This is a genomic window from Pedobacter terrae (assembly GCF_900100705.1).
Classification (GTDB): domain Bacteria; phylum Bacteroidota; class Bacteroidia; order Sphingobacteriales; family Sphingobacteriaceae; genus Pedobacter; species Pedobacter terrae.
Genome location: NZ_FNCH01000018.1, coordinates 25652 through 48462, shown reverse-complemented (window position 1 = coordinate 48462; position 22811 = coordinate 25652). Strand labels below are relative to the sequence as shown.

The 22811-nt window shown below is 40.4% G+C and carries 19 protein-coding genes; 11 read left to right on the top strand and 8 right to left on the bottom strand.

Going from position 1 to position 22811, the window contains the following annotated elements:
- Positions 1-229: 229 nt before the first annotated feature.
- Together BLR60_RS19115 and BLR60_RS19110 are read left to right on the top strand one after the other, a co-directional pair.
- Positions 230-3004 (top strand): substrate-binding domain-containing protein, encoded by a 2775-nt coding sequence (locus BLR60_RS19115; RefSeq protein ID WP_090502762.1) that lies wholly within the window; start codon positions 230-232, stop codon positions 3002-3004.
- Between the two features lie 300 nt (positions 3005-3304).
- Positions 3305-3580, top strand: coding sequence for a hypothetical protein (locus BLR60_RS19110; RefSeq protein WP_143009114.1), 276 nt, complete (start codon positions 3305-3307; stop codon positions 3578-3580).
- 93 nt (positions 3581-3673) lie between these two features.
- Here the strand turns inward: BLR60_RS19110 and BLR60_RS19105 are convergent, their stop codons facing one another.
- Positions 3674-4621: a quinone oxidoreductase family protein gene (locus BLR60_RS19105; RefSeq protein ID WP_090502758.1), complete on the bottom strand. Its 948-nt coding sequence runs from the start codon at positions 4619-4621 to the stop codon at positions 3674-3676.
- 123 nt (positions 4622-4744) lie between these two features.
- On the opposite strand from BLR60_RS19105, the gene BLR60_RS19100 reads away from it, so the two are divergent.
- The 7 genes from BLR60_RS19100 (at position 4745) to BLR60_RS19070 (ending at position 9730) form a co-directional block, all read left to right on the top strand.
- Entirely contained in the window at positions 4745-5155 is a 411-nt protein-coding gene (locus BLR60_RS19100) for a winged helix-turn-helix transcriptional regulator (RefSeq protein WP_167354779.1), read from the top strand.
- 472 nt (positions 5156-5627) lie between these two features.
- Positions 5628-6179 carry a hypothetical protein gene (locus BLR60_RS19095; RefSeq protein WP_143009113.1) on the top strand — a complete coding sequence of 184 codons (552 nt, stop codon included), beginning with the start codon at positions 5628-5630 and terminating at the stop codon, positions 6177-6179.
- Positions 6180-6201: 22 nt separating this feature from the next.
- Complete coding sequence (locus BLR60_RS19090; protein ID WP_090502752.1) at positions 6202-6471, top strand: hypothetical protein; 270 nt, start codon at positions 6202-6204, stop codon at positions 6469-6471.
- A 135-nt stretch (positions 6472-6606) separates the two neighbouring features.
- The gene (locus BLR60_RS19085) at positions 6607-7017 is read left to right on the top strand and encodes a hypothetical protein (protein ID WP_143009112.1); all 411 of its coding nucleotides are present in this window, start codon (positions 6607-6609) and stop codon (positions 7015-7017) included.
- 331 nt (positions 7018-7348) lie between these two features.
- A complete protein-coding gene (locus BLR60_RS19080; RefSeq protein WP_090502748.1) occupies positions 7349-8290 on the top strand; it encodes an alpha/beta hydrolase family protein in 942 nt (313 codons plus the stop codon).
- 9 nt (positions 8291-8299) lie between these two features.
- A complete protein-coding gene (locus BLR60_RS19075) occupies positions 8300-9214 on the top strand; it encodes a helix-turn-helix domain-containing protein (RefSeq protein WP_090502746.1) in 915 nt (304 codons plus the stop codon).
- A gap of 264 nt (positions 9215-9478) precedes the next feature.
- The gene (locus BLR60_RS19070) at positions 9479-9730 is read left to right on the top strand and encodes a hypothetical protein (protein WP_090502744.1); all 252 of its coding nucleotides are present in this window, start codon (positions 9479-9481) and stop codon (positions 9728-9730) included.
- 151 nt (positions 9731-9881) lie between these two features.
- Here the strand turns inward: BLR60_RS19070 and BLR60_RS19065 are convergent, their stop codons facing one another.
- Complete coding sequence (locus tag BLR60_RS19065; RefSeq protein WP_090502743.1) at positions 9882-11483, bottom strand: response regulator; 1602 nt, start codon at positions 11481-11483, stop codon at positions 9882-9884.
- A gap of 143 nt (positions 11484-11626) precedes the next feature.
- Here BLR60_RS19065 and BLR60_RS19060 point away from each other — a divergent pair, with 143 nt between their 5' ends.
- Positions 11627-11998 (top strand): Hpt domain-containing protein, encoded by a 372-nt coding sequence (locus BLR60_RS19060; protein WP_090502741.1) that lies wholly within the window; start codon positions 11627-11629, stop codon positions 11996-11998.
- 348 nt (positions 11999-12346) lie between these two features.
- Here BLR60_RS19060 and BLR60_RS24925 read toward each other — a convergent pair whose 3' ends face one another.
- The 3 genes from BLR60_RS24925 to BLR60_RS19050 are packed head-to-tail and all read right to left on the bottom strand — an operon-like array spanning position 12347 to position 13952.
- Positions 12347-12484 (bottom strand): hypothetical protein, encoded by a 138-nt coding sequence (locus tag BLR60_RS24925; protein WP_167354778.1) that lies wholly within the window; start codon positions 12482-12484, stop codon positions 12347-12349.
- Between the two features lie 57 nt (positions 12485-12541).
- Positions 12542-13018, bottom strand: a complete 477-nt coding sequence (locus BLR60_RS19055; protein ID WP_143009111.1) for a cytochrome P460 family protein — start codon at positions 13016-13018, stop codon at positions 12542-12544.
- A gap of 1 nt (position 13019) precedes the next feature.
- Positions 13020-13952 (bottom strand): cytochrome P460 family protein, encoded by a 933-nt coding sequence (locus tag BLR60_RS19050; RefSeq protein WP_090502737.1) that lies wholly within the window; start codon positions 13950-13952, stop codon positions 13020-13022.
- A 180-nt stretch (positions 13953-14132) separates the two neighbouring features.
- Here BLR60_RS19050 and BLR60_RS19045 point away from each other — a divergent pair, with 180 nt between their 5' ends.
- Positions 14133-15230 carry a LytTR family transcriptional regulator gene (locus tag BLR60_RS19045; RefSeq protein WP_090502735.1) on the top strand — a complete coding sequence of 366 codons (1098 nt, stop codon included), beginning with the start codon at positions 14133-14135 and terminating at the stop codon, positions 15228-15230.
- A gap of 47 nt (positions 15231-15277) precedes the next feature.
- Here BLR60_RS19045 and BLR60_RS19040 read toward each other — a convergent pair whose 3' ends face one another.
- From BLR60_RS19040 to BLR60_RS19030, 3 genes are all read right to left on the bottom strand, one after another.
- Entirely contained in the window at positions 15278-16396 is a 1119-nt protein-coding gene (locus tag BLR60_RS19040; protein ID WP_090502733.1) for a Gfo/Idh/MocA family protein, read from the bottom strand.
- 810 nt (positions 16397-17206) lie between these two features.
- Positions 17207-18379 carry an efflux RND transporter periplasmic adaptor subunit gene (locus tag BLR60_RS19035; protein ID WP_090502731.1) on the bottom strand — a complete coding sequence of 391 codons (1173 nt, stop codon included), beginning with the start codon at positions 18377-18379 and terminating at the stop codon, positions 17207-17209.
- Positions 18380-18390: 11 nt separating this feature from the next.
- The gene (locus BLR60_RS19030) at positions 18391-22767 is read right to left on the bottom strand and encodes a CusA/CzcA family heavy metal efflux RND transporter (protein ID WP_090502729.1); all 4377 of its coding nucleotides are present in this window, start codon (positions 22765-22767) and stop codon (positions 18391-18393) included.
- Between the last annotated feature and the right edge of the window lie 44 nt (positions 22768-22811).

Sequence of the window (22811 nt, the reverse complement as noted above, 5' to 3'; positions counted from 1 at the left end):
TGATTAACAGATTATTAAAATTTATTATTTTTAACTAATCTGATATAGTTACACTTTTGAAACATTAATATTAAGATTTTGATGCATCAGCACCTTTCATCCCATCGCTCCAAGAGGGGCGCCAATTCCTTAAAGTTTCAAATTTGATTATCTTTAGAATTATTTTCTTACAAACAGGATCCTAACCAGATACAGCCCGTGCACGCACAGACCTTATTAAATGATAAATATGACCGCAAGACTTCACTTCCTTCATAGGATACTTATATTGGTCTTCCTGACGGCTATTCTTTGTGGCTGTAGCGACAAGAAAAAGGAACCAAAATACGTTATAGGATTTTCGCAATGCGTTGGCTCGGATTTGTGGCGAAAAACCATGCTGGAAGAGATGAAAATGGAACTTTCGTTACATCCAGGCGCCACATTGGTATATAGAGATGCAAACAACAGCAATAAAAAACAAATTTCACAGGTCGGGGAACTATTAAAAATGGACATTGATCTGTTGATTATATCTCCTAACGAGGCCAGGCCACTCACTCCAATCGTTGAACAGGCTTATAATAGTGGCATCCCTGTGGTGATTATCGATCGCAAAACATCATCATCGGCTTATACGGCTTATGTCGGCGCAGACAACTATCAGATTGGCAAGATGGCCGGACAGTATGTATCTGGTCTGCTTAAGGGGAAAGGAAATATTATGGAAATTATGGGACTTCCCGGCTCCTCTCCTACAATAGAGCGCCAGAGGGGGTTCTCTGAAGGACTTCAAAAATCCGGTAATATTAGAATTTCGAATCAGATCTATGGCGATTGGCTAAAATCGCACGCTATTGAGGAGCTGCTGAAAATGAAGGAGGCATTACGTACCACAGACCTGATTTTTGCTCACAATGACCAGATGGCTTCCGGAGCCAGGGAAGCGCTGGATAAACTTGGAATTAAAAGGAAGGTAGCCATTATAGGAATAGATGCACTACCTGGACAAGGCGGTGGTCTCCAAATGATCGAAGGCAAAGTGATAGATGCTAGTATGCTTTACCCAACAGGAGGTAAAGAAGCAATTTCAACAGCATTCCGTATCCTTGGAAAAGAATCCATCCTCAAAAAAAATATCCTTCAGTCTGTAGTGATCGATTCATCGAATGTTCAGCTTATGAAACTGCAGTGGAACAAATTTAGCAGCCAGCAGAAAGATATCGAGCGGCAACAATCTCTCCTGGCTGAACAACGTTCTTTATTTGACAACCAACAGCTTACCTTAAACGTCACCGTGGTTACCTTGGTACTTTCTGTGGTGTTCGGGGGATTGGCTTTTTTCTCCCTACTGGAAAACAGGAAAATCAACAAAAACCTGGAGGCGAATAACCTCGAAATCCTTGAACAGCGTAATAAGCTTATTGAGATGTCTGAAAAAGCTAAAGAAGCAACAGAGGCCAAACTGAACTTCTTCACCAATGTATCTCATGAATTCCGGACTCCCCTTACCTTGATACTCTCGCCCCTGGAAGATCTGATTAATAATGAAAAAATTAATGCACTTGCAGGAAAAAACCTGAAACTGATCAATAAAAATGTTTTTCGCCTGTTGCGCCTAATCAACCAGCTCATTGAGTACAGGAGGATTGAGTATGGTAAGATGCGCATAAGATCGACATCGAACAATCTTATCGCTTTTATTTCAGACATCATTGAGACCTTTCAGCTCGCTGCAAAGAAACAGAACATAGACCTCAGACTCTTCACTAAAGAATCGGATATAACCGTATGGTTTGATGTGAACATGTTCGACAAGGTCATTTTCAACCTGATATCTAACGCACTAAAATTCACTCCAGCCAATGGAACGGTTCACATTACAGTGAGTAAAGATGATGCTCATGTTTCTATTAAAGTGGAGGACAATGGACCTGGAATGGATCAGGAAGAAATCATCCATATATTTGAACATTTTTATCAAGCAGATTCGAACGCAAAAAAAGGATCTGGATTGGGCCTTTCCCTATCGAAGGAACTGATGAATCTTTTACATGGAGACCTAACCGTAGAAAGCCGGAAATGGCAGGGTACCACCTTTACCGTTACTCTACCCCTTGGGTCATTACACCTTCGAGAAGAAGAGAAACACCTCCAACAGGCGGAAAGAGAAGAGCTTTATGAAAATGCAAAAATCTATACAAGCGAACTAGAGCATCTCAAGAGAGAAAAGAATCATGATTTGTTGCGCGAATTAAAAGAACGGTCGGTATTGATAATCGAAGACAATGCAGACCTTCTGCATTATTTGTCTGAAAAACTTGATAAGGAATACGAGGTATTTATTGCAAATACCGGAGAGAGCGGAATCACTTCTGCCTACGAACAAGTACCAGATCTGATTATCTGCGATGTGGTACTGCCAGACCTATCAGGGAAGAAAATTACAGAGAAACTCAAATCCGACATTCGTACATCCCATATCCCCATCATCCTGCTCACCGCACAAAGCAGTTTAGAACAGCAGATCAATGGCTTCGAGAGTATGGCAGATGCCTATATTGTTAAACCTTTCAATTATGAGTATTTGCTGGCGACTGTGCGGAATCTCATGAAAAACAGGCTACTGCTAAAGTCGCACTACACAAGCGACATCAGTTCCGGAAACAGGCAACCCGTTTCGAAAAGCCTGGATAAAAAATTTGTAAATGATTTTTCTGGTCTCGTAGAACAGAACCTGAGCAATGAAAACTTCAGTGTAGAAGAGATCAGTAAAGCCCTGGGAGTTTCACGGGTACAGTTATACAGAAAAGTAAAAGCCTTACTGGATTGTAGTGTAACAGACTACATTATAAACAGAAGGCTAAAAAAGGCAAAATTTTTATTGATCAATGAAAGGTATACAATAGCAGAAATCACCTATATGGTCGGTTTTTCCTCACCAAATTATTTTTCGACAGTATTCAAATCAAAATATGGCTTGAGGCCAAGTGAGTTTAAGAGAAACCAATCAACAACCCAATAGAGGGAAAGGAACTTAGAGGTGTATCGTCCGGTAATCAAATTGGTGGCCAGTTTGGCCCGAAACAGAGCGATCACTTTCACTGGAACAGACAGTAAGTTGCATATGCAGAGTATGCACAGTATTATGCAAATATATGGAACCGTATCTCGCCTCAGGTCAGTAGAATAGTTTTATCAGGATAATACCAATAAACCGCGCGAACTGGCAGATTCAAAATACAATGAACGTGTTTTTGAACGACCGAAAAATGGGCATCATGGCCCGATGATATTTTTGGCGATGCTCCTTGCAAACCGTTCGATGTCTTTTTATAAGCATTTCAATCTGCTAAAAAAAGCTTTCAAAGAACTTTTATCTACACCGTTGGATCTCCCAAATCCAAATGCTAAACAATTTCTAATTATCCCTGAAGTTTGTGCAATCGAGTTAAACGGCGCAAAATCTTCGACAAAATCGTTCGTGAATCTATTGCCTAAGGCTAAACAAAAAGGAATTACCTATTCTAGAAATCCTGCCCGAGATCAACCTGACTTTACGAGTTTAAAAACCCGCTGTGGTACAGCTAAGGCCGGATAATTGAGCAAACGGATTACGTAAGAAATGCACAGACCTGCCTGTAAAGACTTAGTTTAGCTAACCTGTTTCTGAAGTGAGTTTCCCAGCTCAAGGTTAATTGGCCAGGATGATTTTTCCGAAAAAATTTCCGGACACCATAAGGTCGTGCGCTTTGCCGGCATCTTTTAATGGAAATACATCCTGAATAGGTGCGCTGAGGGAGTGATCAATCATCAGGATGAAAATTTGCCCCATACGCGTCCGAATCTCCTCATCAGAAAATGCATTTAAACTAAAGACATGAAGACTTAAAGATTGGTGCACTCTCTTCAGAAACGACATTCCAAAATCTATTTCGGGACTTCCGGCTAAACCACCCGCAATAATGTAGTTACCCCGTTTTGCAAGTAAGTTAACGTAAGCATCCATATCACTTCCGAGCACTAAATCCAGGATCGAATGATAATTTAAACTCAAATTTGCCAGGTTATCGGTCATTAAAAAATCATCAATACCGATATTTTCGAGGTGTATTTTTTTGTGAATGGATCGCATTGCCGCTGTTACGTGGATTCCTTTAGTTTTTGCAATAAGCGCAGCTACGGTGCCGATTCCTCCGGTGGCGCCCCTTAATAAAAGACGATCTCCTTTATCCAGATTAGCTAAATCCATGGCGAATGAAGCCACCAGTGCATTTACACCGAACGCAACGGCCTTTATTGAGGTTATTGGTGCAGGTATCTCCACTAAGGCCTCAGTTCGTACAGCAATCTCTTCCGCATAACCACCGCTAAAAAGCCTGACAAATACTTTTTTGCCAAGCCAATTCTTATCTACATTCTTACCGAGTACAATTACTTCACCCGCTGCCTCAATGCCAGGGATAAACCCAGGCTCGGGCAATGGGGCATAATATCCCTGTCTGGCAGAAACATCTACACGGCCAACACCTGCCGCTTCGATTTTAATCAATACTTCCTGATCGCCTACAATAGGTCTTGATTCAGTGATGTAAGTAAGCACCTCCGATGAGCCAAACTCGCGTACCCTAATCGCTTTCATATTTTTAAATTTTGAAACAAAACTATATGTTTCATCCTTGAAAAAATAGCCAGGTAACCAGACGGTAACCGGTTACTTTAAAGTAACGGGTAAAAGAATCATTATCTTCGAATGGAATTTTATATGGGAAATAAAGATCAGATTCACTCGCAATGCAGGCAAACCTCGATTGCGATTAATGACGCACTGGATTTGCTAGCGGGAAAGTGGACGCCACTGATTATAATGGCGCTGTTGGTAAGAAAAGTTTTGTGTTTTACAGCATTAAAAACGGAGATCGAAGGGATATCATCGAAAGTATTATCCAGCAGTCTTAAACGTTTGGAGCAGCAGCTTATTATAGAAAGAAATGCTTCATCTGGTCAGCTAGGCAAAATAGAATATAAACTCACTGATCATGGGAGAAATCTTGAAAAACTGCTAGAACAACTCTCAGATGTTGGTATTGCACATCGTATTATGCTCACCGGACGAAATGTTCAAGAACGTGCAATAGCAGAGTTTGAGAATTTCGGCACAAAACATATTCTATAAACGCTACCCCCACGGATAAATGCTGTAGAAAGATTTTTTTGTCATCTGGCATTTTATTAGGTCCATAGCATCACCCTAAGACCAAACAAGATTAAACACAGATAGAATGGCTATCTTCCACAGGATAACCACTCCATCTGTTAATTATTACTTTGATTCTCCAGGCCTATGTTTATGTGGTTTTAGATCTGGGTACTTAGGTTTAGTGTCAGGTGTAACCATGTGCCTCTTGTCTGGCGTGCCATCTTGCTTATTTGGCTTAGGTCCAGGTTTAATTGCTTCGATTTTTTCCATAAAGTTTTTATATTGATTTAAGTGACTACAAATCTAAAACAGAACTTGGTAGCGTACTTACGGTTTACCTTATAACATATAAGAAGATTATGGGATAAGGTTAGTTTTGAAATTGTTTTAGATATACATACCTTCATTTCTTAACGGCAAAACCATTTCTTACATTATCTGAAACAGAATGAAAAATATTCTATTCTACTTAATACTTCTACTAAGTTTTAACTGTTTTGCACAGAAGATAAGGGTGCAGAATTTTAGACTCATAAGCTATGGTATTACATCTTCCAGGAATATAGAAATAGATTCTTATTCAACCATTGATCCAGATGGAAGACTGAATATTTATGTTAATGGCAATAGCGGTGCGGCTTACTACACTGCCCAATTATCTGATGATGAAATTAACGTTGTAAACAAACTAGCTGAAAAAGACCTGCGAAGTTTTATCAGAACGAAAAAACTTAGTACAGGTATGTATTATGCCGGAGGAAGGGATTACATTTCATTCAATCAAGGCAAGACGCAAAGTAGTATGTGTTTTATAGCACCTTTTATGACTGAGGAGTTTAACGAGGTAATCGGGTTGCTTACCGATAAAATTTATAAACAAGATGATTCAACAAAAATGAAACAGTTTAAAATTGATTTCATCAAAATTAAAGCAGAGATTTATAGACAAGGTAAGATTGACAATTTCTTGCCGAAAAAAGAATTACCCCCATCCCTCTAGCTATATTTTAGAACAACACCTTATGATCACAAAATACTTTAAACGCTATTATGAAGAAATTCGGATTGAAAAATCTGAAAGGTGGGGAACTTGTAATTATTATTTTGAAGCTGATCTAAATGGAGAAGTAATTCGGCAGATTGAAGTTTATGAAAATAATAAAGTATTAAAATACAGCGAACAAATGATGGAAGATGAATTTGGCTTTCTTACAGACCAACCAATCGACCTCATAGATTTTAAAGAATTTGAAATAAATAAAAATGACTTTGAATATCAATGGCACAGGTAAATGGTATTTAAAAATGATTTGGCTAACTCGATTATGAGCTAATTTAATCAGGTAGAACTAATGTAGTTTGATCATGATTAAATTGTCGGGTTCTATTTATTTTGCTACTAGCAATAAGCTAATATGAAATTTTTCATGAATCAAAACATCGTCAAATGGCTAAGGTGGTTATTCTTGCTACCTGTTTCAATCCTAATGACTGCGGTTATTTTTTATCTTCCTGAATTATTACCAGGCATTATTGTGTCGAAGAATTCAGCAAAAAATGTTATGCATGTCTTGAGCCCGTTTTTCACAAGTATCATCTCTATACTTTCCGCTCATGTTATCGCTCCAAATGATAAATTCAAGGCCTCATTAGTAATAGGTTTAATCTGGCTGTTGATACTTTCAATAGCACTATCGATTGTTATTTTTAAAGTGAAGTTTTACGGCCAACATCAATATATTTTAGATGGAGGCATGGCGCTTATTAGTGCTGTAACAGGTATCGCAATAGCACTGTTGATGAGTTGGAAATTGCAAAATCTTCAAAGAAATAAATAAAAACCGGCTAATATCAATATGTTGGAAGAATGAAATGCATACGCATTGTATTTAAACAGTGTATTCCATTACCGCATTCATAAGAACTAAGTTAGTAAGAATCTCCTTCATTCAGCATTGTAGCGGTCATGCCGATCTCTTCTTGTTTTCTCTTTTAGACTGGACGGCCATAACTTCATCCACCGTTAACTTTTTATTGGCATAGCATTCTCCTCTTTCCATACGCTTTCGCCGTACGATTAATCATCTTCTTCAGTTTGGCTATGCAATGCCGCGATTAGACTATGCCGCAGCGTTGAAGGTTGATCATCTTTGCCTATATCAAAATTTAATGAACAGTAAAATGAAACTATTACAAACACCCATCATCAGCTTTAGTCCGGTTGTGTTACCTGTAACAGGCCGCCATGTAGACCTTGAAATAAAAGTTTCTGCCCCTGCGAGCGGAAACAACTTGCCGGTTATTCTTCTTTCGCACGGGCACGGTCCCTCTAACTTTCTTTCTTCGTATAGAGGATATGGACCCCTTGCAGATTTTTTTGCCGCAAAAGGGTTTGTTGTCATTCAACCCACTCATCAAAATTCTAAAGCATTGGGGCTTCCCTCATCCCTTCCTGAGGCACCCTTATTTTGGAGTTCACGCCCCGCGGACATGAAATTTATCTTGGATCACCTGGACGAAATTATTTCAACAGTACCAGGACTAATCGAAAGGGTTGATAAAGAAAAAGTTGCGGCCATCGGCCATTCCATGGGAGGCCACACTGTAGCCATGCTGGCAGGCATGGAAGTAACTGACCCCGCAACCGGTGATATAGTAAATGCTGCAGAACCCAGGTTGAAAGCCCTGGTGCTCATTGGCACTTCCGGCGGACCTGAAGGATTTAACGGAATCATCAAACAGCAATACCCTGCCTTGGCGGCCGTCAATTTCAGTACCATGACCTTGCCGGCACTCGTTGTGAATGGGGACAAAGACATTAACCTCATGTTCTCTGATGTGGAAAATTGGCGGGCGGATGCTTATTATCAAAGTCCTGGTCCGAAGGAACTGCTGACCGTATTTGATGCCGAACACATCTTTGGTGGCATATCAGGGTATGATGCCCGCGAAACAAGTGATGAAAATCCGGAGCGTGTGGCCTTTGTATGTGAAAGCATTCTTGCCTATATTCGTAGCACATTAGATCCGACTGATACCAGTTGGGAAGACGCGAAAAAAGCCCTTAACGGCGTACGAGGCGCATTAGGCAGCATCGAAAGTAAATTATAATCAGACAATATGAAGGATGAACTGCATAACCACAGATTTGATTCTTTATCAAGGTTGCATAAGGCGCTGGACATGCCGGCACCTATGCACCCTTTGGTAAGCTTAATCAATAATGCTGAAAGAACTATTCCGCTGGAAAGACTTCCCAATCCGCACATCCTGAATTTCTACAAGATTTCTTATAAGATGAAACTCCATGGAAAGTTCAGATACGGGCAGCATGACTACGATTTCGAAGAGGGAGGCATGTTTTTTGTTTCGCCAAATCAGATCACAGGTGCCCACGAACCACTCAGTGATCAATCGGGTTATACTTTGCTTTTCCACCCTGATTTGCTGTTGGGTTATGAACTGGCCAGGAAGATCAAATCGTATGGTTTTTTCTCTTATTCCAGTCATGAAGCATTGCATTTGTCGGAGAAAGAAAAGGCCACGATTATTGCCGTTTTTGAAAATATCGAAGAAGAATTAAACGGCAGGATCGATCATTTCAGTCAGGACGTTATTATTTCCCAGATCGACTTGCTCCTGAATTATGCCAACCGGTTCTACGGCAGGCAATTTATCACCCGTAAGGCGGTAAGCAGCGATGTACTGCAACGCGTAGAAGACATTTTACACACCTATTTCCGGTCGCCGCAAGTACAAAACCACGGGCTTCCAACGGTTCAGTTCCTTTCGGCGCAATTAAATGTCAGTGCCAGTTATTTAAGTGATGTGCTCCGGTCACTTACAGGGCAAAACGCGCAGCAACACATCCATAACCACCTGATTGAAAAGGCAAAGGAACAACTGTCAACAAGCCAGCTTTCGATAAGCGAGATCGCTTTTGATTTAGGATTTGAACATGCGCCGTCTTTTAGCAAACTATTTAAGCTTAAAACCAGTATGTCGCCCCTTGATTTCAGACGCGCTTTCAATTAGGATATATCCGATAGTTTTAAGGCTCCATGCCTGAGCAGAAATTTCATTAAATATGGATGTTACTCTGTTATTCGGTCTAGACATCCTTAATGCTTCTTCGTATTCTTTTCGCGCAGCAGCATCGATTGTACCCGAAACCGGCATTGTTATTTTCGACAGTATAATCATCAACCGGGCGCCGGTATGACTCCAATAAAATGATAATATTAACTAAATTTTATTTCAATTATTTAGGCTATATTTTTAAAAAAAATATATTTGTATATGATTAACGAGAATGAATTTAAGGGTTTAAGCGATGTTGAACTTTTACAAAAAAGAAAAGCAGCAAAATCATCTTTAATTGTGAGCGCTACAATTACGGGGCTTTTAATTGGTGTTGCTATTTATAGTGCCTTCAAAAATGGAATTGGTTTTTTTACATTTTTTCCGTTGTTTTTTGTATTTCTGATTGTAAAAAGTCAAGCCAGTAACAAAGCTTTACTAAGGGAGATTAAATTGCGTAATCTCAAATAAGAGCTATATTTTATATTAATCGTCATACGCCTAAAAGTTTCCAGATCAGCTGTAATCAGGGTGAAAAAGCTTTGCATTGTAAGCTTCTGAATCATGAAGATCATCATACGTTTTGTTTGGCAGGTTTCCTACGGTCATTATCGCATTTAGACTAAGGCCGCAAATGATCCTTATTGAGTAGTTCGTATAGTTGTGAATACAGGCTTTCTGGCGCTATCGGCTTCTGGATAAAGGCATCTATCCCAACATCTTTCCCGGCTACCCTGTCTTCCTCCCTGATGAAGGCAGAGAATGCTATAATAGGGATGTGCCTATTGTATTCGGATAATTCATTTCTTATTTTTCTGGTAGTTTCAATACCATCCATAACAGGCATATTGATATCCATCAGTATCGCATCATACTGTTTTGATTTAGCCTTCATATATGCATCCAGCCCATTTTCAGCTTCATCAACCTGAATATTCCATTCTGATAAAATCTGGCTAGTGACAAATCTGTTTATCTCATCATCATCAGCAAGTAATAAACAAGTATCTGTGAAAGGCTTTAGAACCAGCGCTTTAGCTTCCGATATTTTAGCAACGTCAATGTTGTGCTGAACTTTATACCAATTGGTAAATGTAAAAGTTGTACCCACCCCAACGCTGCTTTCTACATTTAGCGTACCTCCTTTAAGTTCAACCAGTTTTTTAACAATTGGCAAACCTAAACCGGTAGATCCCAGTTTATCGGCCATGGAATTTTCCAAACCTTCATATCTGTTAAAGATCTGACCAATTAATTCATGAGGTATGCCGATCCCCGTGTCAGAGACAGAAAAGCTTAATAAAATCTGAGATTCTCTAACTTCAGAGATGGTTACCTTCACATTTACCCCACCATATTCTGTAAATTTTATCGCATTGTTGATTAAGTTGATCAAAATCTGATTAAGTCTTAACGTATCTGCCATTACAATTTCTGGAATGTTTTTATCAACAAAACATGATAAAACAAGGTTCTTGCTTTCTGCCAGTGGCCTGGTCAGCTCGCATATATCATTAACCAGCCTGCTCAAATCAGTTTCCACCTTATTGATTTTTATCTTCCCGGCATCAATTTTGGATATATCCAGTATATCGTTCACTAATTGGAGTAGATGCTGAGACGAGTAAGTCAACATTCTTAAGAGTTTAGCTTGTTCAACGTCTAATTTAGTCGCTTCAAAAATATGTATCAGACCCAAAATAGCGTTTAAAGGTGTGCGTATTTCGTGGCTCATATTGGCCAGAAAGTTTTCTTTTGCCATTTTACTCTTTTCTGCAATGGATACCATCTCCAGTAACTCTTTTTTATACTGTTCCAGCTGATGGTTTTTATTATTGATTTCCCTCTGTTGAAGAATTAGCTTTATAATGGAATCCACTTTTGCGATTGTAACATGTAAATCAAGCGGTTTAAAAAGATAATCGACGGCTCCAAGGGTTAAACCCTTTACCACGTCGTTGGTACCCATGGAGTAGCCTGTAATTAATATGACCATTACCCTTCGTGTTAATGGACTATCTTTTATGGATTGGAGCAGTTCATATCCCGACATTCCCGGCATATTAACATCTATCAATGCAATATCAATAGAATGATCAATACACATTTGCCAACCTTGTTTTGGGAAGGCGGTACCATAGCATACAATATCGTCTCGCTTTAGCGCAGCTACTAAAAGCTCAACATTACTAAATTGATCGTCAACTATCAGGATATTTATCATTCGTGGTGATATTAAGCATTAAACAATTTTACTGTTACATTGTTTCAAATAAGTTACATAGCGCAAGGCATTAGATTTACGTATATCGTTTAATGACTAATTCAAATTTGAATAAGATATGAACAATAATATAAGATTGAGATATGTGTGAGACAAACAATATCGATAAACCATTAAATCTTTCCTATCTCGAAAAAATTTCCGGAACCAATACGAAGTTTATTATCACAACAATTGACCTTTTCAATTCACGTATGCCAAAGCTAATAGAAGAAATGGAGGATGCAATTGCATTAAAAAACCGGGATAAAATTGCGTTTCTTGGACACAAAATGAAGACTTCGTTTGGCTATCTGGGCAGAGAAGATATTATTGAAGACCTTATAGAAATAGAACAACTTTCAATTAGTAAGGTAAGTGAGGCAAATATGGTACGCTGCTTTGAGCACGTAAAAGCATCAGTTAACAAGCTGAGTGACCAATTAATGAACTATAAAAACCAGTTCCAAAATTGATGGTCAAAGCGGAAAAACACTAGATAACGAAAGTACTGCTGTAAGCTTCCAGGATATTTTAATAAGTTCGAAAATGATTTATAGCCCTATTAGCTGGTACAAGGGAATACTGTAAATGTGTGAAATATAAAATAACATTGTGCCACTAACCTGTCTTTGGTAGATTTTGTGTAGCTACATTTGGCGCTGATAAACACATTTTTTGAGTTTATCCTAAAACGGATTGCTGTAACATCATTACAGCATCCATGCCATCGCTATAACGCTTGCCAAATCCTGATTGACAGAACATATGGTTGATTGCAGCTGGTTGAGCATGGCCGATCTGGCACGCAGTTCATCGGCCCTTTACATTCCACCATCTCCAAACAAACGTTGTGCAACCTGCCCATAGTCATTCCCGTCAAGTCCAAACTGTATCCATCTGTTTTTTATACTCATGGCAAGGGTAACTTTTCCGGTATTACTTAGCACTTTTTCTTGCAATATTTTCCAAACAGATACAGGAAAATCACCACTTTGACTATTCTCGGAGTTTCGTTATTAAATCCCTGGCGAGGCGGCAAGTGGCATAGAAAGCATTATATTTTGCCTTTCTTCATTTTTAAAGTTTAAACCGGGATGCCATGCCGGGCCTTTAAAAAAAGTATAGCTTTTTTGTCCCTCACTATCAACAGAAACACGCTCTACGGCCATCACCTGATCAGGAATGCGGGCACCAAACCAATCCGGATCGGCCTTTCCTTTCCAGGTGACCAGGTAAAGTACTGAACCGGAAGCATAATCTGCTCCCTTTTTTAGACGTTGTGAAGCCATACTGTTGCCATAAAGCGTAGACATTGTTTTGGCTTTTGACTGCAGGCTCACTGCCATTGGCGTCATTTCTAAAGGATTTTCAGGGAGTTTAGAAATACTGCTGACCGAAGCTTCTTTATTGATCCTGTTAGGCGTATTTGGCCTACAGCCCAACATGATTAATATAATAAGGGAAAATATCCCTACTGTGAATGGTAGTTTCATCTTATTTTTTATTAAAATCCTTAATATCAAGTGGTGTGGTAAATACATAATCGTTATTACGCTCGGGCCTGTGACAACTGATGCATTCGGAATCAAATTTCACCGTTTTACCGTAAGGCAATAGGTCGTCGCCTTTCCAGCGTGCCCAGCCCCAACCCTTGGTATCAGCATAACGTTGAACATTTTTGATCATAAACTCTACCTGAACAAATTGACCTGCATAAACGCTCCCATCTTTGGCCTGTTGTTGCTTCCAGGCGGTTTTAGCAAACATGGTTCCGTCTGGCCAGGGATTTGTTTTTCCTTCATGTATGGCTTTAACGGCTGTTGGGTTTCCAAAAATGATGCGGATGGTGCCATTATCAAAACGATCCGTAGTACTTATCGCTTTCCAGTTACGGTAATCTGCGATGTAGCCTATTCCGTTTGGCGATTTTTTCACTTCCTTAATAAAAGTTTGCCCGTTGCCGTTTGCTGTGTTTTCTACTGCTGATGGTTTACTTACAGCCTTATTTAACAGGTAATTTTTGAGCAGGCCGGTGTCTTTCTGATTCAGCTTTGCTGCCGGGTGTAATGCGGTATAACTGCTTAAAGGCATCTCTTTAGAAAGAATAGCATTTAAGGCAGAATACAAGAGGGCATTACGTTGTGGAATAGCAAGGGAATCCCATTGTGAAAAATCCACCGCCTTTCTGCCCTCACGGATATGCGAGGCCACCAAAAAATTAGCAGGGGTAAGCTTATCGAACCATTGCCAGTTGGTTTGAGCAGAATGACAATCGAAACAAGAGGTTTCCAATACCTTGGCTACTTCTTTGGGTACACCTGCCAGCATATTTACCGGCGCTGCTTTTGCAGAACTTAACTCCTTCGGCCTGATCAATTGTGCCAGCAGAACCAGGGCGAGGATACAGAGAATGATTTTGAATTTCATAGCTTATTTTTTTTGATCTAACCAAAATTAGTAACCCCAGCCTCTGCAAGCTATTACAATACCGTGAAAGGGATAAATTTAGCCTTAAAGGCGAATAAATTACTTTGAATAGTCCGATCTTTTTAAGACCTTGACCGCTTAACTCCAATTAAATTTTTCAGTAGATTTTTTATCAATCACATGTTAAGAGGGCGATTACACATTTTACTTTTTGCCGCCATAAGCATAACGGTATTACTGATCAGTTACTTTTCTTTCCGTTACCTTTACCATGGTGCAGCCGAAAAGTTATGGGCCAGCAAGATGGAATCGGGCGCCAGGGAAAGCAGGGAAATTGGCCGCTTGCTCGAACAACAGCTACAAAGTGGACTTCCTCAGGAAACGGTAATCCATAACCTACAGCAAAGCATAGAAAATACCGATACGCAGGGCGAGTTTATTTGCATGTATAATAAAAACGGTATTGAACTTTGTCACCCCAACCCGGCATTAATTGGTCAGAAAATAACAGATGGCAATTCTATGCTCCAATCTGGTAATGCCATAATACCATTTAGTGAAGCCATTGCTCAGCAGAAAAGTTTGGGCGGAACACGAAGTTTTCCGGAAGCGAAAAACAGGAGTTCAGAAATTGTTAATATTTATCCGGTTAAGGGCAGCGATTGGATCGTGGCTGCGCATGCCAATATCGAGGTATTACAAACCGAACTGTCCAGCCTATATAATCAGTTTATTATCTGTTTTTTAACTACAGCCATCATTATTATCGGCAGTTGTTTGTTACTGATCAGGCAGATTTATAGCCGATATGAAAAAGCAGTTTCGTTAGAACTCAGCACCTTGAATGAGAAAGTGAATATTTTGGGCGGCTTAAATGAACAATTGGCCAAATTGCAACAGGAAAACGCCAGCATTCCTTTAAATCCAGATAAGGAAATCGCAAGAAAGCGGATTATTACCTATTTAAAGGACGAATTAATCCATCTTGAAACCGGTGAAATAGCGTTTTTCTTTTTAGACGGCGCCTCCGTTAACATCGTAACGCACAACAATAAAAAATATTCAACTTCATTGAGTTTAGACGAGTTGATGAAACAGCTTGATGATGAACGCTTCTACCGTGCAAACAGGCAGTTCATCATCAGCCTCAACTGTATCAAAACCATTTACATTTATGGCAAAAATCAGTTGAAGATTGTAGTTTCTCCAGAGCCGGAAGAAACCATATTGATCAGCAAAAACAGGGTATCGGACTTTAAAAAGTGGCTCGACCGATAATAATTTCTATTTTAGCATTCAAAGCAACATCATTTAAATCCGTTAAGCTAAGCCGTTAACTTAATCTTTTTCCCTGTTCTTACAGCCTCGTAAATGGCATCAATAATTTTAAGATCCCTTAAGCCTTCTTCACCATCTACAGCAACTACCGGTTTCTTACCTTCAAAAATAATGCTGGCCATTTCATCCATCTGTACCGTTTGATGCGTGGTTATTGGTTGCGTGAGCTCGCCCTGATGTGTTCTACCCTTGATTGGACCATAACCGGTAGAAGGTTGCATTTCTGCAAATCCTTTATCGCCACTCATAAAAAATCTATCCAGGTGATTGATATTGTAACTCGATAAGCAAGATGCTACTGCACCGCCGGGGAAACCCAATTGAAATTGTATGGTTTCATCCACACCTTCTTTAAACTTAACAGGATCAGTTTTGGTTTCCTGTGCAGTCACCCAAACGGGCTCTTCGCCTATCATATACCTTGCCCCGTTAATGGCGTAAATCCCAATATCCATCATTGATCCGCCGCCCGCAAGTGCTTTATTTAACCGCCACTGAGTGGGATCACCTATTTTAAATCCGCATTGGCCCTGGAAAAACATAATTTTGCCGAAGTCGCCTGCATTTCGCATCCTGATCACCTCGAGCGTCCGGGGTTCAAAATGCATTCTATAACCCACCAGTAACTTTACATTTGCTTTTTTACAGGCATTTACCATTTCTTGCCCCTCCCTGGCATTTAATGCCATCGGTTTTTCGCAAATGACATGTTTTCCGGCTTTTGCGATACGGATAACCTGATTGTGGTGCAGGGCATTTGGTGTGGTCACGTAAATTGCATCAATATCCGGATTATTTTTCACCTGGTCGAAGTTTTCATAGTGATAACAATTCGTTTCCGGAATACTATATTTTGCTTGCCAATCCTTAACCTTTGAAGGTGTACCACTAATTACACCAACCAGTTTCGCTTTATTACAAGCTTTCATCGCCTCTGCTACGCGGGTGCCATATCCACCTAGTCCCATAATAGCTACTCTAAGTACCTTACCTTCGTATGGCTGCTCGATCAGGTCAGGAGTGTCAGCAAATGCCGATATTGAACTTAATTGCAACATCAATGCTGATGCGCCCATTTTTTGTAGAAAGTCTCTTCTGGTATTCATAATGGCTTCTTTAGTTACATACCTTATCCATCAAACATTAGCAATAGATGTAATTACACATTTTCTCACTTAATGAACTGATTTACTTTATGATAGGTAACACAGATCGATTACATTTAGTTTTCAGGATATGATTTAAGGCTTTATTAAAAGTACATTCAGGCTACGCCCTTAACATATGGCTATGGATAGGCCATTTACATTCACGAATCTATGGGACCATCAAAGCCGGAGCAATCAAACTCAAAATCCTATCTAAATAACAACCCGGCGATTTTTAAACTGCTGGACTTTGCTATGTAATTTAAATTTAAGTCTTAGCGAGACGCTAAGACCAGATTGTGATTTAATAACAAACGCTGTTTTTTTTGGATCTTATTTAATTTGAATCCTCATCTTTTCGTTTTTTTGACTAATCGATTTTTGGTAAAACTGAATAGTTTTTACCATTCGATATGCCACCCATCTGGCCTATCTTCTATGTCTAAAATATCTAATCCATTTATTAAAGAAAGAAGTGGCTCGTCGGGAAAGTTATTTATTCTTACAAAACAATTTGATTTTCTTGTTTGATGTAGAAAAATCTTTATTAAACGGATGCTTTTCCCACACTATATTAGAATTCAATAGAATTTTAGATTCCATACTTATTATTATTATTTGATATCACATTTTGCAGTTAGGTTTCATCTCTCAGTAGCGTTCACCGAAGGGTCTCTACGAAGTATGAATAGTATTGATTCTCCAGACTCAATACAAACAAATCACTAAAAAATAAAGACTTGATAACAAATCTGTTTTTTGCTTTAATTAATGTCCTTCCCCTTCTTCTTCCACATTTTTTACCTTGCTTAACAAATCATAAGCGCCTTTTACTACCACCTTCGCATCATTAATGTGCTCCGCAAAAGAAACTTGGGTGTAACCATTCTCGGCAACACCTGTTTTTACTTCCATCATCCTATAGCGATAAATTTTGTTATCATTTCCGGCAGGTTGATCTATAAACACGAACTTTTTGCCTTCAAATTCAACAATTGCCGCATCGGGTAGTGCTTCAACCTTGTTCGTGCCGCTTTCTACATAGGCCTTCAGGTACATGCCTGGTAACAACTGGGTATCCTCCCGATCAAGGTGGCAGTGGATTTGTACCGTACGCTCTTTACTAATTTCCCTGCCGATGAGGTAAATTGTAGCCATACGTTCTTTTTCCTCGTTGGCCAGTACAAAGCGAACTTTCTGCCCCAATTTGAGTTTGGGTACATCTTTTTCAAACACGGTGAGTTCCGCATGTAAGTGTTCGGTATCAGCGATTTTAAACAATACATCGGTTGTACTGGCAAAAGCACCAATATTGGTATTCACCTGAATAACATAACCTGCAATTGGTGTATACAGGTTAAAAGTTTTCTGGATCTGTCCTTTCTCCAGCGCTGAAAAATTAATATTCATGATAGAAAGTTTAGAACGTTGGCCCAACAATCTTGCGCTTATACTCTGGTATTCGCTTCTTGCTTTCTGCAATGCTTTTTTAGAATTCACGTTTTCTTTTGCCAATTCTTCCTGTCGGTCCAACTCCTCCTTCAGGAACTGCAGTTGACTTCTATAATCCAGATAATCTTGTTGCATCTGAATAAATTCCGGATTTTGCATAACCGCTACGAGCGCCCCTTTGGCCACGCGTTTTCCTTGCAACATATCGGTACTTTTCAAAATCCCTTCCAGCGGTGTGGAAATAGATACCAGGCTTTGGGGTGGTAAGTCGAGCATGCCGTTTACTTTTGTCGTTCCGCTTAATTCTTTCTGCTCAATTTCGCCCAGGGTAATTTCCGATAGCTTCTGCTGCTCTGGTGTGAGCGTTACGATATCGCTCTTTTGATGAACAAGTTCTTTTTCGGGTTCCTTTTCTGCATTGGGACGGCTACATCCAGCCCAATAAAACGGGAAGGCTACCAGAATAAAATATTTATATAAGGATTTCATGATATTTATGCTTAAAATGATTTGTTGTTACCGGTTAAAAATTCTAGCTGATTAATGCTTTGGCTTAATTGGAGCAGGGCCATTAGGCGCCCCTCATAAATGCCATTTGCCTGTTTCAGGTTCAGCAGGTATTCCGAATAGCCTATTTCTCCGTTCTGGTAAGCAATACGGCTGTTTTTTAATATTAAGGCTGCATTGGCTAAGGCCGAAGTGACAAAATAGTCATACCGTTTCCTGTTTTTCAGGTATTCGCTCAAAGCCTGCTGATATTGTCCTGTAAGCTTTTGCTGCTGGAGTTCCAGATCGTTGGAAGCCATATCCTTATTAATCGATGCAGCCTTTGCCTTTACTGCATAGCCTCTGTAAAACAATGGGACGGCAAGTCCTATTTGAAAGCCCTGAAAACGTTTATCATGTCCAAAAAAAACTTCGCTACCATTAACGTTTTGAAAACCAGTTAGCGATTGGTTGAAATAGCCCAAGGTAAAATCGGGTAAGGCTTTGGCCAGTTCTACTTTGCGCTGTTTTTCGGCAATTACAATCTGCTGCCTGAAATAGGCAATAGCTGGGTTTTCACGTAGAAGCGCAGTATCTCCGATAGAAATTTCGGGTGTTTCTGCTAAAAACCTATCCGCAATTAAGGTTAAGCCAGCACTACCCAGCAGCGTAGCCAGCTGCGCTTTATAAATTTCGATATCAGATCTGTTTTGATCGAGCAGGCTTTGTACATCTTTAAGCTGGGTTTCGGCAGCTACCTTTTCGAGCAGGTTACCCTCGCCAGTTTTGTACTTTAACGAAGCCGATTTTACAAAACCCTTGTAAATACTGTCTTGCTCATGCAGTAGTTTCTCCTTCGAATATAGATACTGAAGATTGGTGTAAACCGTTTTTACCTGAAAAACAAGTTCGTTTTTACTGGAAGCAACCTGCAGCTGGCCCAATTTGATACGCTCATCACTTAATGCCGCATTTGCAGCGAAAAGCGTTGGGAAGGGAATGTTTTGCGAAACGCTGATGTTATTGTCGTTTTTAACCAGACTATTGTATTGCCCATAAAGCATAGATACTTCTGTTTTGGTCATTTCGAAAGCACCTTTCCTAAGTGCCTGCTGCAGTTCTACACCAAGGTTAGCCCTGTTAATCGTCCGGTTATTTTCCAATGCTGAAGATATGGCCTGATTAAGCGTTAATGCCGTTTGGGCTTTAGCAGGCTGCAATCCAAACAAAGCAATAAATACCACTACAATACCTGCTACCGGTGTTATTTTTACTTTTTTGCTGCCCATTTTTTCTGTCCAGATATAAAGTACCGGAAGCACCAAAAGGGTTAACAGTGTTGCAGAGATTAATCCGCCGATAACAACTGTAGCCAGTGGGCGCTGCACTTCGGCACCGCTTCCGCCAGAGATGGCCATTGGTAGAAAGCCTAAAGAGGCTACAAGAGCTGTCATAATCACCGGACGCAGCCTAACCGAGGTTCCTGTTCTGATAATTTCGAGCATATCTTTCATTCCTTCTTTTTTTAACCTGTTAAATTCACTGATGAGGACAATACCATTAAGTACCGCCACGCCAAACAGGGCAATAAAGCCTATGCCGGCAGAAATACTAAATGGCATGCCCCGTGACCATAGGGCAAATACACCACCAATAGCGGATAATGGGATGGCGGTAAAAATTAAAAGAGCATGTTTGATGGATGAAAAAGTAAGATAAAGCAACAGTAAGATGAGCAATAAGGCCAGTGGCACAGCAACACTTAATCTCTTGTTGGCTGCCTGCAGGTGCTCAAAAGTGCCGCCAAAGGTTGGATAATATCCTGGTGAAAACTTAACTTCCGTATCAATCTTTTGCTGAATTTCCTTTACGATACTTTCCACATCTCTCCCCCGCACATTAAAACCCACGGTAATGCGTCGTTTTGCATCATCGCGCTGGATCTGGTTAGGCCCTTCCCTATACTGGATATCGGCCAGTTGTTCCAGCGGGATCTGATTACCATTGGGGGCGGTTACAAACAGGTTTTTCACATCTTCAAGCGACTGCCTGTTTTCTTTTTCCAGGCGGACCACCATATCGAACCGTTTTTCGCCTTCGAATACCAGACCAGCCACTTCACCGGCAAATCCAGAGCGGATAGCGGTATTCACATCTTCAATATTGAGACCGAACTGCGCAATCTTTTCTCTATGAAATTTGATGATCACTTGTGGAAGTCCTGAAGCCTGTTCTACATAAATATCCTGTGCCCCTTCTATTTTCCTGGCTATAGCACCAATCTGAGCTGCATAAGTACTTAGCTTCGAAAAATCTTCTCCATAAATCTTGATCACTACATCTTGCCTTGCGCCGGTCATCAGTTCATTAAAACGCATTTGGATGGGCTGTTGGAAGCCGAAAGTAACCCCGGGGATATACTGTTCAAGCTTGGCCTGCATCTTTTCCGCCAGTTCGTCTCTGGTTGAAGCACTTGTCCAATCGCCCTTATCCTTTAGGATAATAATCAGGTCGCAGGCTTCTACCGGCATCGGGTCGGTAGGTATTTCGCTGGAACCAATCTTTCCGATGACCTCTTTTACCTCCGGAAAATTTGCTTTTAATACCTTTGCCGCACGTGTAGCCGCTTCAATGGTTTGAGAAAGACTACTTCCGGTAAGCACCCTGGTTTCTACAGCAAAGTCGCCTTCTTCCAATGTAGGGATAAATTCGGCACCCAGGTAATTGAAAATGATCAGGCCAAGTACAAATAATCCTATTGCAATACCTACAACGGCCATCCTTACCCGTAATGCAAAATTGAGCATCGGCGTATATAAACGTTGAAAAAAAGACATGATCCTGTCTGAAATGTTTCTTTTCGTGCTAATGGTTTTGCTTAGAAACAGCGCACTCATCATCGGTACATAAGTTAACGACAAGATAAAGGCACCAAGGATAGCAAAAGCCACCGTTTGCGCCATTGGCCTAAACATCTTACCCTCTATACCAACCAGAGCCAGAATCGGGAGGTAAACAATAAGGATAATAATTTCGCCAAAAGCGGCGCTGTTACGGATTTTAGATGCAGATTCGAAAATCTCTGCATCCATTTCCTGCTGGGATAACCTGTTTTTGTTTTTTCGCATGCCCAGATGGTGGAGAGATGCCTCCACGATGATTACTGCTCCATCTACAATTAGCCCAAAGTCTATCGCACCGAGGCTCATCAGGTTTCCGCTAACGCCAAAAAGGTTCATCAAGCAGATGGCAAAAAGCATGGCAAGCGGAATAACCGACGCCACAATCAATCCGGCGCGGAAATTTCCCAAAAGCATTACCAATACAAAAATCACGATCAATGCACCTTCTGCCAGGTTTTTGGTTACTGTACCAATGGCACTGTTTACCAGCTTGGTACGATCGAGGAACGGCTCAATGACAACGCCCTCCGGAAGATTTTTTGCAATCTGATCCATGCGGGTTTTTACGTTTTCAATAACCTTTGATGAGTTCGCACCCTTTAACATCATCACTACCGCACCTACTACCTCACCCTCATCGTTCCTGGTCATGGCACCGTATCTGGTAGCCGCCCCAATTCTCACCTCAGCTACATTTCGGATCAGTACGGGCGTACTATTTTCATTGGTCCGCACAACAATGTTCTCAATATCCTCCAGGCTGTTGATCAGTCCTTCGCTCCTGATAAAATAGGCATTAGGTTTTTTATCAATATAAGATCCGCCTGTGTTCTGGTTATTTTTTTCAAGCGCCTTAAAAATGTCGCTAATGGAGATATCCATGCTTCTGAGCTTATCGGGATTAATGGCAATCTCATACTGCTTAAGGTAGCCTCCAAAGCTGCTCACGTCTGCTATACCTTCTACACCCAAAAGCTGACGGCGAACGATCCAGTCTTGAATGGTGCGGAGCTCGGTGGCATCATATTTTTTTTCATATCCTTTTTTAGGGTGGATAACGTATTGATAAATTTCTCCGAGTCCGGTGGTTAATGGTGCAATTTCAGGTGTGCCAATGCCTTTCGGGATAGCATTTTCTACCTCGGTAAGCCTTTCGCTCACCTGTTGGCGTGCCCAATAAATTTCTACATTTTCCTTAAACACCACCGTTACAACTGAAAGGCCAAACCTGCTAAAGGAACGGACTTCTTCTATTCCGGGAATAGTGGCCATGGTTTGCTCTACCGGATAGGTTACAAAACGCTCAATGTCTTCTGCGCCATTGCTCGGCGAGGAAGTAATAATCTGTACCTGGTTATTGGTAATATCTGGAAGGGCATCTATAGGAAGTTGCCTAAGGGAGTAGATTCCCCAGGCGATCAGCGCCAGCATCATCATTCCCACCAGCAGTTTTTGCCTGATGGAGAACTGTATTATTCTGTTCAGCATGGTTGTTTAAATCAAAAATCAATAAATAGCAGGCTATCATTACG

Coding starts and splice junctions, on each gene's coding strand:
- BLR60_RS19115 (WP_090502762.1), top strand. CDS start 230: ATGACCGCAAGACTTCACTTCCTTCATAGGATACTTATATTGGTCTTC.
- BLR60_RS19110 (WP_143009114.1), top strand. CDS start 3,305: ATGTCTTTTTATAAGCATTTCAATCTGCTAAAAAAAGCTTTCAAAGAA.
- BLR60_RS19105 (WP_090502758.1), bottom strand. CDS start 4,621: ATGAAAGCGATTAGGGTACGCGAGTTTGGCTCATCGGAGGTGCTTACT.
- BLR60_RS19100 (WP_167354779.1), top strand. CDS start 4,745: ATGGGAAATAAAGATCAGATTCACTCGCAATGCAGGCAAACCTCGATT.
- BLR60_RS19095 (WP_143009113.1), top strand. CDS start 5,628: ATGAAAAATATTCTATTCTACTTAATACTTCTACTAAGTTTTAACTGT.
- BLR60_RS19090 (WP_090502752.1), top strand. CDS start 6,202: ATGATCACAAAATACTTTAAACGCTATTATGAAGAAATTCGGATTGAA.
- BLR60_RS19085 (WP_143009112.1), top strand. CDS start 6,607: ATGAATCAAAACATCGTCAAATGGCTAAGGTGGTTATTCTTGCTACCT.
- BLR60_RS19080 (WP_090502748.1), top strand. CDS start 7,349: ATGAACAGTAAAATGAAACTATTACAAACACCCATCATCAGCTTTAGT.
- BLR60_RS19075 (WP_090502746.1), top strand. CDS start 8,300: ATGAAGGATGAACTGCATAACCACAGATTTGATTCTTTATCAAGGTTG.
- BLR60_RS19070 (WP_090502744.1), top strand. CDS start 9,479: ATGATTAACGAGAATGAATTTAAGGGTTTAAGCGATGTTGAACTTTTA.
- BLR60_RS19065 (WP_090502743.1), bottom strand. CDS start 11,483: ATGATAAATATCCTGATAGTTGACGATCAATTTAGTAATGTTGAGCTT.
- BLR60_RS19060 (WP_090502741.1), top strand. CDS start 11,627: ATGTGTGAGACAAACAATATCGATAAACCATTAAATCTTTCCTATCTC.
- BLR60_RS19055 (WP_143009111.1), bottom strand. CDS start 13,018: ATGAAACTACCATTCACAGTAGGGATATTTTCCCTTATTATATTAATC.
- BLR60_RS19050 (WP_090502737.1), bottom strand. CDS start 13,952: ATGAAATTCAAAATCATTCTCTGTATCCTCGCCCTGGTTCTGCTGGCA.
- BLR60_RS19045 (WP_090502735.1), top strand. CDS start 14,133: ATGTTAAGAGGGCGATTACACATTTTACTTTTTGCCGCCATAAGCATA.
- BLR60_RS19040 (WP_090502733.1), bottom strand. CDS start 16,396: ATGAATACCAGAAGAGACTTTCTACAAAAAATGGGCGCATCAGCATTG.
- BLR60_RS19035 (WP_090502731.1), bottom strand. CDS start 18,379: ATGAAATCCTTATATAAATATTTTATTCTGGTAGCCTTCCCGTTTTAT.
- BLR60_RS19030 (WP_090502729.1), bottom strand. CDS start 22,767: ATGCTGAACAGAATAATACAGTTCTCCATCAGGCAAAAACTGCTGGTG.